13 protein-coding genes and 1 pseudogene are annotated in these 16,296 nt (G+C 41.4%); 5 read left to right on the plus strand and 9 right to left on the minus strand.

Annotated features, from left to right (window positions below; genetic code table 11):
• Positions 1–61: 61 nt before the first annotated feature.
• Together NQ117_RS11255 and NQ117_RS11260 are read right to left on the minus strand one after the other, a co-directional pair.
• Positions 62–1,240, minus strand: coding sequence for an NAD(P)/FAD-dependent oxidoreductase (locus NQ117_RS11255; RefSeq protein WP_258278027.1), 1,179 nt, complete (start codon positions 1,238–1,240; stop codon positions 62–64).
• Positions 1,241–1,540: 300 nt separating this feature from the next.
• Positions 1,541–1,714 carry a hypothetical protein gene (locus NQ117_RS11260; protein ID WP_169449340.1) on the minus strand — a complete coding sequence of 58 codons (174 nt, stop codon included), beginning with the start codon at positions 1,712–1,714 and terminating at the stop codon, positions 1,541–1,543.
• Positions 1,715–2,036: 322 nt separating this feature from the next.
• Between NQ117_RS11260 and NQ117_RS11265 the strand changes: the two genes are divergently transcribed.
• Together NQ117_RS11265 and NQ117_RS11270 are read left to right on the plus strand one after the other, a co-directional pair.
• Entirely contained in the window at positions 2,037–3,029 is a 993-nt protein-coding gene (locus NQ117_RS11265; RefSeq protein ID WP_258278028.1) for a phosphotransferase, read from the plus strand.
• 140 nt (positions 3,030–3,169) lie between these two features.
• Positions 3,170–3,583, plus strand: a complete 414-nt coding sequence (locus NQ117_RS11270; protein ID WP_258278029.1) for a hypothetical protein — start codon at positions 3,170–3,172, stop codon at positions 3,581–3,583.
• Between the two features lie 214 nt (positions 3,584–3,797).
• Here NQ117_RS11270 and NQ117_RS11275 read toward each other — a convergent pair whose 3' ends face one another.
• From NQ117_RS11275 to NQ117_RS11285, 3 genes are all read right to left on the minus strand, one after another.
• Positions 3,798–6,578: an S-layer homology domain-containing protein gene (locus tag NQ117_RS11275; protein WP_258278030.1), complete on the minus strand. Its 2,781-nt coding sequence runs from the start codon at positions 6,576–6,578 to the stop codon at positions 3,798–3,800.
• 207 nt (positions 6,579–6,785) lie between these two features.
• A complete protein-coding gene (locus tag NQ117_RS11280; protein WP_258278031.1) occupies positions 6,786–7,985 on the minus strand; it encodes a response regulator in 1,200 nt (399 codons plus the stop codon).
• Positions 7,982–11,122, minus strand: a complete 3,141-nt coding sequence (locus tag NQ117_RS11285; RefSeq protein ID WP_258278032.1) for an ATP-binding protein — start codon at positions 11,120–11,122, stop codon at positions 7,982–7,984. Before NQ117_RS11285 ends, NQ117_RS11280 begins: the two co-directional genes overlap by 4 nt.
• A gap of 215 nt (positions 11,123–11,337) precedes the next feature.
• Here NQ117_RS11285 and NQ117_RS24040 point away from each other — a divergent pair, with 215 nt between their 5' ends.
• The 3 genes and pseudogenes from NQ117_RS24040 to pgsA all read left to right on the plus strand — a co-directional run bounded on the left by NQ117_RS24040 (position 11,338) and on the right by pgsA (position 12,380).
• Positions 11,338–11,550: a GNAT family N-acetyltransferase gene (locus NQ117_RS24040; protein ID WP_309137866.1), complete on the plus strand. Its 213-nt coding sequence runs from the start codon at positions 11,338–11,340 to the stop codon at positions 11,548–11,550.
• Positions 11,551–11,562: 12 nt separating this feature from the next.
• Positions 11,563–11,796, plus strand: a pseudogene (locus tag NQ117_RS24045) (GNAT family N-acetyltransferase); the annotation flags it as partial.
• A complete protein-coding gene (gene pgsA / locus NQ117_RS11295) occupies positions 11,793–12,380 on the plus strand; it encodes a CDP-diacylglycerol--glycerol-3-phosphate 3-phosphatidyltransferase (protein ID WP_258278033.1) in 588 nt (195 codons plus the stop codon). The pseudogene NQ117_RS24045 and the gene pgsA, both read left to right, overlap by 4 nt.
• Before the next feature lie 165 nt (positions 12,381–12,545).
• Here the strand turns inward: pgsA and NQ117_RS11300 are convergent, their stop codons facing one another.
• The 4 genes from NQ117_RS11300 to NQ117_RS11315 form a co-directional block, all read right to left on the minus strand.
• A complete protein-coding gene (locus tag NQ117_RS11300; RefSeq protein ID WP_258278034.1) occupies positions 12,546–13,307 on the minus strand; it encodes a VOC family protein in 762 nt (253 codons plus the stop codon).
• Between the two features lie 112 nt (positions 13,308–13,419).
• The gene (locus NQ117_RS11305; RefSeq protein WP_258278035.1) at positions 13,420–14,121 is read right to left on the minus strand and encodes a hypothetical protein; all 702 of its coding nucleotides are present in this window, start codon (positions 14,119–14,121) and stop codon (positions 13,420–13,422) included.
• A gap of 395 nt (positions 14,122–14,516) precedes the next feature.
• Positions 14,517–15,596: a hypothetical protein gene (locus tag NQ117_RS11310; protein WP_258278036.1), complete on the minus strand. Its 1,080-nt coding sequence runs from the start codon at positions 15,594–15,596 to the stop codon at positions 14,517–14,519.
• Positions 15,593–16,120 carry an RNA polymerase sigma factor gene (locus tag NQ117_RS11315; RefSeq protein ID WP_258278037.1) on the minus strand — a complete coding sequence of 176 codons (528 nt, stop codon included), beginning with the start codon at positions 16,118–16,120 and terminating at the stop codon, positions 15,593–15,595. Before NQ117_RS11315 ends, NQ117_RS11310 begins: the two co-directional genes overlap by 4 nt.
• Positions 16,121–16,296: the final 176 nt, after the last annotated feature.

A 16,296-nucleotide genomic window follows, 5' to 3' on the forward strand; every position in this document is an offset into this window, starting at 1 on the left:
CGTACGAAACGAATTTCGTCGATTCCTAGCTTTGTTGAATATGGTTGAAAAAGAACTTCGATTAATAAGCATAGGCGAATAAAGCTCGAATATGTGCGAGATATCTCGTTTTACTTGCCTCTTTCAACAAAGATGCAGGCAAGCCCGTTAACGGAATGCCGCTGGCTCCAACCGATGCAATGGCATCCTTTCTACCTAAGCTAGCTATTTTTCCAGCGAATGCAGGCTTACACATGTGCATAGAGTCACTGTTCAAATAAGCAAACACATTGTATCCGGCAGTTTCGCCCATTTGCCAAGCTAATTGTGCAGATGGAGGATAAGGATTCCCTTCTTCGTTACTAATAATCGCACTATCTCCCACTACGAAAATGGACGAATTGGAAGTAGATTGTAAATAGTAATTAACGGCTGCACGCCCCCGCTCTACTTCAATGCCGCAATTTGCTACGACTGCATTGCCTTGTACGCCTCCCGTCCAGACTAGCGTGTTCGCTTGAAGTGACTGGCCGCCTTTTAGAAGTATCCTATTCCCTTCAACCTCAGTTAAGGGCGCTCCATTTATAAAATGAACCCCACGCTTTTTCAGACTTGTCTGCGCTCTTGTCACCAGTCCAGCCTCAAAACCTTGTAAAATAGTTGGGGATGATTCGATATTATATAATTGTACATCTTGGGAATTTACACCCATACCAGCGCACCATTTTGGCAGCATATCCGCCAGTTCTCCTACTAATTCCACACCAGTAAGGCCGCCTCCACCAACGACGATGGTCATGTCTGCTGCATCTTTCGTGTTTCGATAAGCTTCGATACGGCCTTTGATATGTTTGCGAATCCGATTCGCATCTTCTACCGAGTTGAGCGTAAAGCTCTTCTCCCTAAGCCCCGGAATTCCGTAGAAAGCTGTTTCGCTGCCAAGTGCAATCACAAGAGCGTCATATGCATACGTTGTACCGCTTGCCAGCTCAACTTGACTGCGATCAGGCTTAATGGACACAACCGTATCGACGCATATATCGACATGCTTACCACGCAGCAACCTCTGCAAAGGAAGTGCTATTGCTTGTTCCGAGATAGTATCAGCTGCAAGTCGATGAAGCTCTGTCATAATTTGATGCGTTGGATAACGATTAACTATGGTAATGGATGCTTCCTCTACTGTCATATACTTTCGCAGTGTAAGAGCGCTGAGTAATCCGCCATAGCCAGCGCCTAAAATAAGTACCTTTTTCATCAAGAGTTCCTCCATCTCCTAATAAAAGCATTTTATGTGATTGTTTTCACTTTCACTTACATAGGATCAACGCTACTTCTCAACTGCTTTTGATATCTGCAATAAATTGTCGATCTTTCGATAATTGCGTACCTCATATGTTTCGCTTGCTGCCTTTGTGATCTCGTTCACTTTGAACATTGTGTGAACTTTTACTTACAGTAAATCATATCCATCCTCAATTGTAAATAGTTGTTTGTGATTTTTTTATCAATGTTAAACAAAAAGCAGGGAGACATATTCCGCCTCCCCTGCTTACTCTATTTACAACGGATCTGCATGTTTCACTGCATGTTCCCAGCTTGGGAAGTAGAACAATGCACTTCTCATCAACTCGGGGTCACTTTGCTTCACTTGTTTTTTACTCACCGAACCGCCACTCGATACGCGTTGACGTATTCGAGCGATCACCTCGTCAGGCTGTAAGGAAATATCCATCAGACTCACCTCCTCCTGAACTTCGTTATTCCCAATTGTACCCAACGCGGCATTAAGCTATACGAAATTCGTCCCATGTATACAAAAAGAACCGAGGTATCTCAAGTGATTGCCACTTGATCATACGCTCGGTTCTAGCTTGTAAATAGATATATGTCAGCACCGTTATTCCAACACTCAGAGCCCATTAATTGTAAAATAAATTCAAAAAAGACCTTATTCAACATCATAACTTAACGGAAAGAAATAGTCTATATTTTTCCCTTTCTATTCCTTATAGTAAGGGAGCCGGCACAATTCAGAAAACGGAGTGTTGCTAACGATGATGCCCTACCAATGTCACCTTGATCCAAAGGATCTACAAACACATGTTAAGAACATTTTTGGCACGGAATATGTCGTTGCAAATATTGAAAATATGCATGGCGGTGCACAAAAGGCCGTCTATAAGGTGAACTGTATGAATCAGTTTAGCTTTGTGCTGTACGTTTGGGATATAACCATCAATTATTTTCAACAAGAAATAGAAAAGGAACAACGATCAGAGCACCATTACAGCAGTCAACTATTTGTACAAAACTATACCTTTTTGCACGAAGTTGGTATTCGTGTACCTTATCTATACTATGTAAATCAAGATCGACTGCGTTATTCATTTGACTTTGCATTTGTGGAGTACATAGATGCACAACCTTCAGATGCGTTTTTCCAGGCCGATCGCATGACTCAGCACAACATATTTACAAAGACGAATGATATGCTTGCTGCTATGCACGCTAATACAAGCTGCACTTATGGAAAACTACATGAGCTTGGAAATAACAACGAACCATGTTATGCATCAATCATGAAGAATGCACAATTGCAGCTTGATTTTGCCGCTCAACATATTGCGCATATAGCCGAACATCAAACACAGTTGCTCGATACGCTATCTACGCTAGAATCCCGGATTGAGCCACGTCAACAATACCATTTCATTCACGGTGAACTTGGACCTAACCATATCTTCATCGACCAACAGCTTGAGCCATGCTTGATAGATATCGATGGGGCTATGTTTTTTGATATTGAATTTGAACATAGCTTCATGGCCTTTCGCTTTGATAAGCTGTATCCTTATTTTAAAAACAATGCTCTGGATCGCAATCGCATGCTGTTCTATAAAATGCACCACCATATTTCCTATGCGGCAGGTGGCCTCAAGCTGCTTCACAGAAACTTTCCAGATCGCCAGCTGGCTGAAAGTATCGTTTCATTCAACTCCCAATGTGTACTAGCATTTCTAGCAGGCACGGATAATATGAGGTTCTAGCTCTAGCAATAAAACGCAGACAGAAACCACTGCTTCGACATCTAAATACTATAGCGACCAGTTTTGGGGATTGTAATCATTTCATATTAGAATACAACATACTACTAAAAACTAGCTCTACAAATGAAAGGAGTAATTGAATGGCGACACTGCGAGATATACAGGAATATGGAACTTATATTGAATTCTCTTTTTTAAAGTGCATACCCGGCGATTACGAAGGATGTCGACTTAATTTCAAACACTACAAGGGAAACAGTATAGTTGATGAGTTGGACTTCGGTTGGACGAATCTGACGATTAAAAATTATGTGGAAGTGACTTCGAATTTTCCGCTTGAGGAATTAAACAATTTTAAGTTGAATAATTTGCACACCTCTTTCGAAAACCATCTATATCATTTGGAATGGACGAAGTTAGAAAAGGGCAATACGCATAAACTCCATTTTTTTGGATCTCAACAAGACTTTACGTTGATTGTAGCCGATGATGAAATCCGACAGTTTGGCCACGACTTAAAAAGCGAGTGGGAAAAAGGGCTTAATCGTGATTGAACTGCACCTAGTCAAGTAGACAGCATAAAAATTAAAGGCCGTTTAATTTGGGTTAATACCAGCATAGCTGTCATAGCTCGCAAAGTAAGCTCAGCTGGCACGGATAATATGAGGTTCTAGCTCAAGCAACAACCCGCAAATAGCACCAGTGCCAATGGCTGCTTTGCGGGTTGTTATACGGTTTATTGTTCAAACTTATCAATTAGTAGATGGGTTACTTCGAAATGAATCTTTCACCCTTTGCAGAGATAACTTCAGCAATATGAGCTTGCGAAGCTTCTTCAATATCCCCATATGCCCAATGTGTTGTCGGAACATCCTTCCATGTTGGTTGGACTACTTCCAACAAAGGCCCACGGTTCATCAATCTATTTAATAGCGTTACTGCTTCCGCTCTCGTAATCGAAGCATCTGGTCGGTACATTCCGTCTTTGTAGCCATGAGCGGCTCCAATTTCGGAAAGTGCTGCAATATGCTTCTCTGCCCAATGGCCTTGCACATCCTCAAAGCTGCTAGCTTTTTCAGACGTAAGCCGCTTCCAACGAGCAACCGTTGCAGCCATCTCCGCTCTAGTAAGCGGACGATTCGGTTCAAACCCGTTCTCACCTACACCAATCATAATTCCTTTAGAACTAATGGATTGAATAGCTGCAAATGCCCAATGACTTGGTTGAACATCTTTGAATAGAGACTCTGCTGCAGGGGAAGATTTCGCTTCTTCCTGACTAAGCTTCCACAACATAACAGCAAGTTCCGCACGTGTAATCGATTGATTTGGACGGAATGTATCATCTTTAAATCCATTCATGTAGGACTTATGTTGAACGGATTGGGATTCAGGCTTATCTTTGCCCGAATCTTTATCTTGTTCCTTTGATTCTTCTTTGTTTGGAGCAACAGGCCAATATCCTCCACCAGAACTAGAAGATTGCTTGGACTGGCGAATCACTTTAATCGTATAAATCGTTTGCGTACTACCATCCTCTGCCGTCACAATTACCTTCAGCTCGTTCGCCCCTACTTGAAGCGGAAGTACATAACCGCCTGTAAGTGGATCATACGTTGCCCCTGTCACTGAAAGGTGAGCTTTCGGACTATACACGAGGTCGGTAACAGATAATTGAGTAATATCATGTCCAACTGTCACCTCGTATGCAGTCGTTCCACTAGCAAATGCAGGTTTTATCGTCCCTTGTGAAAGGGTCATATTCAACAACAGGGCGTTTCGGCTCGGTTGTTTTTTCACGTTAACCTTATACGTCTTCTTCGTCGTGCCATCTGGCGCTGTAACTTCAAATTGTATGACATTGTCGCCAATTTTCAGAGCAATGGGAGCAGAAGCTTGATTGCTGTCTATATCTACTCCATTCAACTTCAACGTAGAACGGTTATCGTAAACGGCACCCGTTACACTAATATCGTATACATCATCTGTAACCGATACGGTGTAATCCGTGACGCTTGGTTCAAACGAAGGACTCAATGTACCTTGTGAGACCGTTAAATGAAGGAGATCCGCATTATCGCTTTCTGTCACCTTGAACAGCGTCGAACTATGAATCGCGCTTACACCTGTAACTTTAACCTTAATGTAGTAGTTAGCTATATCCAATGTATCTGAGACGGGGAGATTTACCACCGCACCGTTATTATTCACGATTCCGCTAACCGTAATCGCAGGAGATACCGAACGCTTATTTTCATCTAACAGCTCAACCTGTACCGCTGATCCATCCAGCACATTCGTTGTCTGAATAGCAACTGGCACACGGATTGCCTTGCCTTTCGCCGCTTTATTGGGCTCAACAGTCACACTAGAGATCGCTGGCATCGCAGCATCGATCGTTGTTGTTACGCTGCCGACGTTGGTAACTTCAGCTTTCTTCTGAGATGTTCCTGTCAGCATAAGTGTGTCTGTTCCTGTTGCCCCAGCCGGAACAGACAGCTCAATGTTAACCGTCTTAATAGCCCCATTACCAGAAACCTCAACACTTGTTCCTTCTACTACGGTAACATTCCATCCTCTTGAGGAAGTTGCATATAGATCAAATATATCTGCTTCCTTTTGGAAGTTTTGAAGCTTAAATTGATAAGAGACTTTGCTACTAGGAGCAGTTGTCTGTGAAGGAGGCGCAATAACTTGCAGAGCACCCGCAGTCGTCCACGTCTCAGTGGATTGAATGACCCATTTACCGTTCGTACCTAAAGTTGGATAATTCCATTGTAAATAATAACCCGCATCCGTATAATTTGCGTTCGACGTATTCAGCAAATTCCCATTGGTTACCTGCCTATGTCCATTCCCAATGTCTCCACTATAATATTGATCTGCAGGAGAGGTATTTTTCCCTGCAAAGCCCATTAAACCAAAAAGGGACATATCATTATTTTTAACGTAGACCATGTTCAAGAGCGGATCCCAATAGGACATTGCGCTATCTTGCCCGCCAAACGTAGTATCTCCACCATGGATTAACTTGAGATTGCTGTAGGATTTAGATGCTGATTTATTTTCAATCGACCATTCTTTTTCCATATATCTTTCGTTCTGAGGATAATAGATGGTTTGCTTCAGCTCCAAGTCGCCGGAATCGAGCAGCCATGTGATTACAATCGTATCTGGGTTAGGCATCGTAACGACGCCTTCACCCAACGGGACACTCTTCACACTACCTCCACCGGCGTAGTAAGGAGAGAAATATCTTGTAGTCGTACCCGACTCTGTATAGAACAAAGTCGTTCCCCAACCCGTATTAGAAAAATATTGACCTATATAGCTGTTTCCTTGCCACAAGTAAGCAGCAAGCGAACCATTATTACTTACCGTAACTTTTAATGGCTCCTGTACACCATTTATTAGCTTCCCACCGATTGTTCGCTGTTCAAGAGCAGCCTCTGCCTTATTTGCAAATGGTGTCAACACCAATGAACTGACCATGACTATAGCTATTACGAGAGCATATATTCGTCTTAAATTAAGATTTCTCACTACCACTTCTCAAACCCCTTTGCCATGAATTTTAATAGGTATATATTCCTAGTCCCTAGGAATCATCATATTCATGGCCACTGAACAAACACTGAAAATTCTTTCTATCTCCATACGAATTATCTGATATAGAAAAAACTGCCCGCTTGTAAGCGGACAGTCCTTTCTTTTATATGACACTCTGTATGAGATAAGTAATGATACATACCACTCTCAGAAGTTGAGATCATGCTCTTCGTTAAACAGCTGACTAACATGCTCATCCCACTCATGGGACAGCGCTTCTCCCAACTCTCTTTCAAATTGCTCCTTAAATTCTAGAATAAAACCTTTTGCTTTCGCCTTTTCCCCGCTATCAACGTAAATCTGCACCATCTGCATCGCGTAATCTTCGTTCCAAGGCTCAAGACTAAGCAGCTTGCGCACACAAGGAATGGCTTTCCGATAATCTCCTTGCTTTTTCATATGATTAATCATATCTTGCATGAGCCACAAAAATCGTTCTCGCAGCTCTTCGCGATGCACACTCATCCACAGATTATCCAACCCTTCACACCAATCACCACGATATAAGGCTAGCTTGTCTTCTAATTCCTCTACACTGGATTGCTGAGTTTGAAGATTTAGAAGTTCGTCTCTATCGTGCCATACGTCTGTCAATAGTAAGCGATACATTCGATCACGAAACGAAACGTGAATATGTTCTTGCAGCTCCTTCTCCGCTAATGCACGACGGAGCTGATACACACACGTATGCACATATTGCTTCGCTTTATCAGGATCCGAATTAGGGAATACATCCGTAATAATTTGATCCAAACTAACAGCACTCTTATATAGTAAATAAGCAAATAATTCTTCAACTTTGAGTGTACGCCATTTTACAAGACCTGCAGGCGATTGGATTTGCAATTGTCCAAGACTATAAATACTTGGTACCATTGATTTTGCAACTGGTACAATAGGAATCGATGATAGATCTGCCATTTGCTGCTGCACATCTTCTTTACGTAGTAGCGGTTGTAACTTCTCCCTAGATGTAATACTAGAATGTCGACGATGAATGCGACTCAGAGCTCTCTGTAATCGCTCAGGCTTGACAGGCTTCAATATATAATCGATAGCACTTAATTCAAAAGCTTGGACTGCGTATTGATTATAAGCTGTTACAAATACGACTTCGATCATAGGCTTCTGCTCAAGAAGCTGCTCTGCAAACGCCAGACCTGTAATTCCTGGCATTTGAATATCCAACAGCACGATGTCCGGCTCATTGTGAAGCGCCCATTCTAACGCTTGCTGCGCATGTGAAAATAAAGTGATATCCCCTGCCAACGGTTCATCTTTCAATATATCTTCCATCTCACCTAATGCAGGCAGCTCATCATCTACAACTAGTATCCGATAGGTCATATGCTCCCCTTCTCTGCACGTATTTTCATCGTTACTACAGTTCCTCCGTTCTCATGACGACGAATATCTAAAGATGTTCCATACATATTTCTCAAGCGACTATTAATATTGGCAAGCCCGATACCTTTCCGTTTACCGTCCAGTTGAGGCGAAGCTGCCGTTACATCCAATTCAATCTCGTCCAACCCTATTCCTACCCCATCATCCAATACAGATAGCTCAATCCATTCCCCCACTTTACGGGAGGAAATGATAACTGTACCACCTTCTACTTTTTCCATAAGACCGTGACGAACTGCATTTTCCACAATCGGCTGCAGCAGCAACGGCGGCACAAGGAAATCCTTCACTTCCAGCGCGTACTCCACATGTAACCGTTCGCCAAAGCGTGCTTGTTCCAGTGATACATAGGCTTTAATAAGCGCCAACTCTTCTGTAAATGAGACCTTATCTGCCTGGTTATCAAAATCAAAACTGCCTCGTAAAAAATCACTTAGTGCATGCAGCAACCTTCTCGTCTCATCAGAATCTCGTTTACTCATCCACGATATCGTATTGATCGAGTTAAATAGAAAATGAGGCTTAATTTGTGCACGCAGCATGTCCCGTTCTGAATGAACTAACTGTACAGCTGTTTCTTTAAGCTGAATTAATGTTTTTACACGCCCTTTTAAATCCGTCCAATCAAATGGCTTATGAATAAAGTCATTTGCTCCCGCCTCAAATCCAGCTAAATTTAATTGCACATTCGAGCCTGCTGTAGCCATCAATATCGGTAACTCTAGAGAATGATATTGTAGGCGAATCGTTCGGCACAGTTCGAATCCTGACATTTTTGGCATCATAACATCCATAATGCACAAATTGAAGCGATTGCCGTCCTTCAACAGCTCCAATGCAGCTTCTCCACTCCTTGCCGATTCACAAATATACCCTTCAATCTCGAGCAAATTACTAAGTGCCTTTAAGCTGGCGTAATTATCGTCTACAAGTAAAATACGAGCTTTGCGATTCCATGCATCCGCTGTTGATGCGGCAATTAATTCGCCTGCTAGAGACAGTTCGATAACTGATGACTGCTCCTGAACAGGATTGGCTATGAAGAATGCTTCGTAAGGATTGTCTGTACTCCTAACACTGCTATCCACAGCCTGTTGACTGGAATTAGCAGATGGAAGCACAAAAGTGAAGGCACTGCCTTCACCAGGGGCAGATCGAACCGAAATATGTCCCCCTTGCAGTTCAATTAATTGCTTTGTAATCGACAATCCGATTCCAATCCCCGTTGTATCGATAAATCCTTTTCGCTCCAGCTGTTGATATTCCATAAATATTCGCTCCAACTGACTCGATTCCATGCCGACTCCCGTATCCGTTACGGTAATCGACTCCCAACTGCCTTGATGAACGCATGACACCGTAATCGACCCAGATGGAGTGTGTTTAAGTGCGTTGTCCAGCAAGTTATACAAACTTTGAAGGATTCGATTCTCGTCGGCAATGACATAATGCTTGCCAGGTTCAACGTTATTTCGCAACTCCACTTCATCGTTATGATTTAAACGATTAAATATATCCAATACGACTGACACCACTCGATACAGATCAACCGGTTCGGTATGGAGTCGAATTCTACCGTTCTTTACTTGCTCATGATCCAAAATATCTTTTACAAGGTAGCTTAATCGCTGTGCTGTACCATTTACGAGGCGCAAGTCAAACTGCTGTGCTGCATTCAGTTGACCTCCTGAACCATGAATCATGGATTGGCTAATGTTAATAATCGCATTCAATGGAGACTTCAGTTCATGAGACGTACGGACTAAAAACTGCTCCTGATCTTTCATTTGTGTAGCCAGTTGTTCTGACAATTGCTTGCTACGATTAAACGCAGACGTAAATCGGCTGGAAAAGAACAACCCTTGCGACAGCACAAAAATAGGGATACCAATGGGCAGCATAAGCGTAATCGTTCCGACCCACACGACTTTGAGTGCCATCAATAGAATGACCTGCAAGACGGCCAGCATGCTAATAAACATATACATAGAGCCAGCTAATTTATGATGTACTGCCTTTACAGATACAACCATCATATAGACAACAACTGTTGTAAGAACTAGTAACAGCAAATACGTGAATCTAGAAAAAAAGCTCATCGGAGTAAATAAGGCCATCAACGTGATAAGCAATGTTAATCCGCCGATTACTCTGGGAACTTTAACGGATGCATACGGTTGAAATTGATGACAAATATGAGCCGTGATGAAGTAGCCGGCAGCAGCACCCGATATAAGCTGGATTTTTACATTCACTTCAAATGATAGATATGGCATAAATTCCAGCAGCACTTTTTCACCATGTGAAGCAACATACAAAGCACTAAAAAAACAAAACAGCGGGAAAAACATACCTGATTTCCCTTCGCGCCTATGAAGACTTTCCCCGAACAAGTAAATCGCCATAAACAACAGGCATACGATTGTTGATATGTCCACATAGCCCTTGCGCTTCTCCATCGTATGTATTCCATCCGGTGTACCGATATAAATCGGCTCTGATACACCTTGATTCGCATAAAAATCAAAGTTCGATGCTTGCAGCACCAGCTCAACTTCCTGTCTATCTGCCGAAAAATACCCATTATACGGTCGATTATAAGGTGTCGAGCTATCTGAGCTGCTGCCTACTTGTCCTGTCGAGCCAATCAGCTCTCCATCGGCATACAGCTTGCTCGCCGTCTTTACATTCGTAACCCTTATCGCATAATTGCGATAATTAGGAGGCAGCTTGAGCTTTATGCGATAGGTCGCATAATATACATCGTCATCGAGAAATGGTTTCCATCCGTTAGGATTCCATTGATGCGGGAGCCTAACAAATGCAGCATTCCCAGAATCAATAGGCTCTGATAAGAGCAGCTGACTGGGGATATACTCCCACAATCCATCGATGGAGATCGGCCCCTCATTCTCCATACTACATGAGGAAAAATCCATAATCCCCTTTTCGCTTACCGCACATTGTTCCGTACGAATATCAAATAACGGCACTGCAAATAAGACGAACAATAGCACAGTCCATAAGCAAATGATGGCTACTGGTATACGGCGTAGTTTGTTCCATACGGATGTCATAAGATGTGAGACTCCCATTCTTCTAGGCAGTAATATGATGCACTTCTGGAATAATACTACTGCTTACAAGAATTGTTGTACAAGCAAAAAAATTGGCTAAACGAAGAAAGTGACAATCCGTTAAATAGAAATAACGAATAAGTAGCACAAATGGCATGGGAAGGATAACTTAATATTTTCGCGAATGCTATATATTAGGATATTCCACGGGGTTCGTGAATAAGACGTTAGACGAAATGACCTTAAAGCGAGGTAATAACCTAATGAGCTTTCCAATACTTGAAACCGAAAGATTAATACTACGACAATTACGGCTTGAAGATGCAATTGAGTTATTCGATTACTTTTCAAAAGATGAAGTTACTGAATTCTATGATTTGGATAGCTTTACAGATATGAAACAAGCAGAAGAATTAATAGAAAATTGACATTGGGGTCATGGTTATATGGTAGAAGTAATTGAATCAGTAGTGAAATACGGATTTAAAGTACTTGAATTAAATCGAATAGAGGCATTAATTTATAGTGAGAACATCAGCTCAAGAAAAGTATTGGAGAAAGCAGGCTTTAGGGAAGAGGGATTATTAAAGGAATATTTTTATGAGAAGACGAAATTTGTAGATGCTATATTGTTGTCGAAACTTAAGAAGGATACTAGGAGGCTATTGTTATGAACCTTGCTAATAAAATTACAATTATAAGAATGTGCCTTATACCTTTCTTCATGTTGGCCTATCAACAGTATCCATCATGGATGGCAGATGAATACCCAATTATAAACTATGTGAATGAATATGGGGTCTACTGGGCAGTTTCTATTTTTATTATCGCATCTGCTACTGATAAATTAGATGGATATATAGCGCGGAAATACAACATGGTTACGAACCTCGGGAAATTATTGGATCCTCTTGCAGATAAACTATTGGTTTCTGCTGCTCTAATCATGATGGTACAACACAATATTATTCCCTCATGGATTGCAGTAGTTATTATTGGAAGGGAAATTTTTGTTTCTAGCATACGGATATTAGCTGCCGCAAGAGGAATAGCACTCGCTGCAGATAAACACGGGAAAGTAAAGCTTGTTCTTCAGGTTGTGGGTATAGCAGCTGTATTATTAGGTAATTATCCGTTTACTTACTTCACGGACTTTCCGGTTGATTATTCAATAATGATGGTTGCAGTTATATTGACAGTCTACTCTGGCTACAACTACACAAAGAATAATTATAAAGAACTAAACCTAGAATTTTAAATGTATTTCCGTCGCATTCATAACAAAACCGTTAGTTCCCTGTAGCCAAGCGCTACGTTGGTACCTTAAATCAGACATCAAAGGTAGCCTTCCCCGATCCCATAGAAGGCTACTTCCAGTCGGGATGCTTTCTTTGCTTGAAAAGAGCACCTGAACCGCTTCCTCCTAGAATAACTCCTCGCGTAGTTCTTGAAGGCGTTCTATAGATTCTTTCACATTTGCTTGCTCATCTGCCGTTAAAGTTATCTTTTCGACTTCTTGTAATGCGTCATTCGCTTTATCCGCTTGGCCCAACAAAACATAAATTTCCGTTTGCAAAACTTTGGCTTTAAAGAGGAGTTCATTCGTTACATCTTCTTTGAACTTAAGCAGCGCAGCTTCAATTGTATTTCTAGCAGCTAAATAATCTTCTTTTGAATAGGCAAAACGATAAGCTTGCGTATATGCTTTTTCAAATTTGGATTCAAGTGCCTTCACTCTTTCATCCTCTTTCTTCATTAAGGTTGTTGAGTCCCCTAAGCTTTCCCCAATGATAATCGTATTTCCAGCGGGATCTGTAATATTAACTCTCCAGTCTTCGGCTGTTTGATTTAACCTTGAAAACCTCGGCGTGCCTTTGGATGGAATTTTACCATAGTACGCTTTTAAGTTTGCTTTCAGTTCTTCATAAATGCTTCGGATATTTGGCACAACCACATAACAGCCGCCTATATTCCCCTCTTCTTCGAATTTTTTAACACCGTAAAAACTAAACTCTCCAATTCCGTCTTTTTGTACGGATGAAAAACGATAAGGAGCCTTTTGATAATAACTCATCTCGAATCCCATAGCGGTGTAGAACTCCAAATGTGTATCAAATAAGTCGTAATCACAATTAAAAATGGGAATGGTTCGATTTCGGTTTAATTCATGCAGCTGTTTGTCCATAAATAATCATCCTTTCACTCGGGATAGAAAGCCATTTTACCAACTTAGAAAAGGCAAAGAAACGACAAAGCCATATCAGCCCTATCGTTTCTTGCTTTGTTCCTTTTACCTATCACACACTCTTTGGAAGCGAAGCTACCAGCGTGCCTGGTGAAATCTCCAGACTATATTCAAACGGCTGTCCTTTATGGGAGTATTTCGATGCAGGAGTGGGCCAGTGAACTTCCCCACTCGAATTGCCTGAACCATGTGGTGTAGGAGGAGTAGAGTTGCTTGCTGTACAGGTAATCCAACTTCCAGAAGAGTCTCTGTATTGAAAATCACTGCATATAACGGAATCATGTGTAGTCGCCCAATCTGGCAGTGGGTCAGGAACACGCCCCGCAGGAAAGTTCTGATCACACGCACCAACAACAAGTCTTACACCCGTCAAACTACTATAGGTACCGGGAAATGATTTGACGATTGCGCCATTTACAATATAGTCCATCGCTGTCTTATCTGCGTTAATAGATAACTCAATAGGAACGATCTGACCTGGTCTAAAGCTCCAAGTATCATCCCCACCACTTCCAACACGCGCCCAAGTATAAAACCAATGCCACTTGTCACCTTGATGCTTATAGCTTGTTGAAATTCCGCACTCCACATGATGTCCCGAGCCATCTGCTGATAAATAAAAATTGATAAAACCATTGCCATTTCTACCTTTAATAGCAGCTGTAGATGGAATCGTCATCGTGGTTTTTACACCTGTAACTCCGTTTGCAGGTGTGTACCATCTTGCTAATTTCGCATATTCTGTAGCACTCATATGAACACTCCTTAAATAAAATTTTGATCATTCAAAGTTTCAGGGAGATCATTTGGTAAGTGAATTCCATTTCCGTCTCAACCAAATGGAAACTCTGAATCATTAAATAAAGTGAAAGGAATAGAGTGAAAAACAACCCTCAGCAAAAAATGTTCATAATAGTTGTTCTCATGATGCAAAGGATCTCCAGCCAGATGTAAGCCGACATCCATCCAAATTTATAACGAAAATAGCCGTTCCCATTATAAAAGAAGAAATGAGGAGATAAGGAGCTAGCGATGGCTCAGTTCGAGGATTATCTTAAGAAGAACAATTACATAGAGGAGAATATGCAAAGTTCGGTGGGAGAGATAAGGGGACCTCCCACCCTTATTTTTTTCTTAGCAGCAAGCAAATTACTTTGTTACATGTCGTGCCATGCGGTCGAGACTTCCATATTCATCGAATGAAGCAAAGATAGATTGTTTGCCACTACTGAACGTATAATCACTTGAAGCTTTGTCGACCTTCACTTGATAAGTGGACAAATCGATGCCGAACAATTTCTTAACAACAGGCAGTATCTTCTCAACAGCCTTGTCCTGTGTCAATTGAACTTGCTTCTGATTGTCTGTCTTTGGCAATGCAAAGACAGAAATTAACTCCCCTGTCTTGCTATCAATAACAACCTGAGATTCAATAGCATACTTCTTCCCCTTATCGATAGCTAAATATGAATATTTATCACGATCTATACTTTTAACTTCTTTTTTCCTTTTGAAATCCCATATTTCTCCCTTTCCTAAAGGTCCCCAGTTGGTGTACCGCTCAATATGCGTAAAGGGCAACTTACTCCCCAAGCCCTTTACGGCCTGCTCAGCTGCCCTCATAACTTTTGCATCGACATTAGATTTCTTGATTGCAAAGCGATAAGACGTCGGCTTGTTCGTTTTCAGATCTAATTCTATAAATTGTTCATCCTTTGTGAAAAAGTTAAGTGTCTGTCGCTTATTCGATTGGACGTTTGAGATATCTATACGCGCTCCTGCAAAAGGAGTATCTGCCTTTAATTGCTTAGCAGCCAATTGTGCTGTCTTCAAGTATTTCTCATAGTCACCTGTTAGCTCTGAAATAGCAAACGTAAGCGAAATTGAAAGCAGTTTTCCTGATCCGGCATCGATTGATATAGCAGCACTCCGCTCTTTATTTTCAACTAACCATCGTTCAATCGCAGCTTTCCCTGTAAAAAATTCACCTTTGGTTGCTCTCTCAAGCTTGAAATTTTTTCCGTTTCCGTACTGCTCGATTGCTTCTTCTGCTGCTTTTTTAATAGTAGGATCCAGGTCAGCATACGTAACCACTTGAGATTCTTTTTTATTGTCCATGCCATTATTGTCAATACTTTTACTAGCTGCCAGAACAGGTGTCGCAGCGAACACACTGCACGCCAATAATAGTACGATAAATCGATAATTCTTCCTACTTGTTCCCCTCACAAGACCCCTCCTCGTTTCATTCGTTTCCGCAGCTTGCCCAACCCACGATACAATATCGTTTTCGTTGATCCCAACGGAAGCTGCAATTTATCGGATATCGCTTGAATGGTATATCCTTTATAAAATTTTAATAGAATTACCTTTTTCTCGTTTATATCTAACTCATCTAACATTTGTTGCAAGGTTACGGCAAGAGGTACATCCACTGCTGACACGCTTCCACTATTCTGCTCCGTGAACTCAGGCGGGAACGGTATAATCTTTTTACGTTGCTGCAATAGATGAATCGATTGATTGATAGCAATCTTCGTCATCCATGACTTTACATATTGCGGCTCTCGCAGGCTGCCAATTGACTTATACGATTGATACGCAGTCTCCTGAACAATATCGAAGGCATCATCTTTGTTTTTCACATACATGTAGGCAACTCGAAAAATGGCTCCTTCATACTGCTGAAATATTTCTAGAAATGCTTTGTCGCTGCCCTTTTGTGCCTGTTTCACGAGCTTATGTATATCCATGTCGCATCGGTTTCTCCCTTCCCTCTAACATTTATTAGATCATGATTGGAGGAATATGGATTTACAATTTGTTAAGTTTTATGAAAATTTCTTCATATCGAATAGGGCATTTACTAACTATCGTTAAACAAAAAAACGCCGATATAAATCGGCGCTGTGTATCGTATATTGAAACA

This window comes from Paenibacillus sp. SC116 (assembly GCF_024733555.1).
Taxonomy (GTDB): Bacteria; Bacillota; Bacilli; order Paenibacillales; family Paenibacillaceae; genus Paenibacillus_B.

Coding starts and splice junctions, on each gene's coding strand:
- NQ117_RS11260 (WP_169449340.1), bottom strand. CDS start 1,714: ATGGATATTTCCTTACAGCCTGACGAGGTGATCGCTCGAATACGTCAA.
- NQ117_RS11265 (WP_258278028.1), top strand. CDS start 2,037: ATGATGCCCTACCAATGTCACCTTGATCCAAAGGATCTACAAACACAT.
- NQ117_RS11270 (WP_258278029.1), top strand. CDS start 3,170: ATGGCGACACTGCGAGATATACAGGAATATGGAACTTATATTGAATTC.
- NQ117_RS11280 (WP_258278031.1), bottom strand. CDS start 7,985: ATGACCTATCGGATACTAGTTGTAGATGATGAGCTGCCTGCATTAGGT.
- NQ117_RS11285 (WP_258278032.1), bottom strand. CDS start 11,122: ATGACATCCGTATGGAACAAACTACGCCGTATACCAGTAGCCATCATT.
- pgsA (WP_258278033.1), top strand. CDS start 11,793: ATGAACCTTGCTAATAAAATTACAATTATAAGAATGTGCCTTATACCT.
- NQ117_RS11300 (WP_258278034.1), bottom strand. CDS start 13,307: ATGGACAAACAGCTGCATGAATTAAACCGAAATCGAACCATTCCCATT.
- NQ117_RS11305 (WP_258278035.1), bottom strand. CDS start 14,121: ATGAGTGCTACAGAATATGCGAAATTAGCAAGATGGTACACACCTGCA.
- NQ117_RS11315 (WP_258278037.1), bottom strand. CDS start 16,120: ATGGATATACATAAGCTCGTGAAACAGGCACAAAAGGGCAGCGACAAA.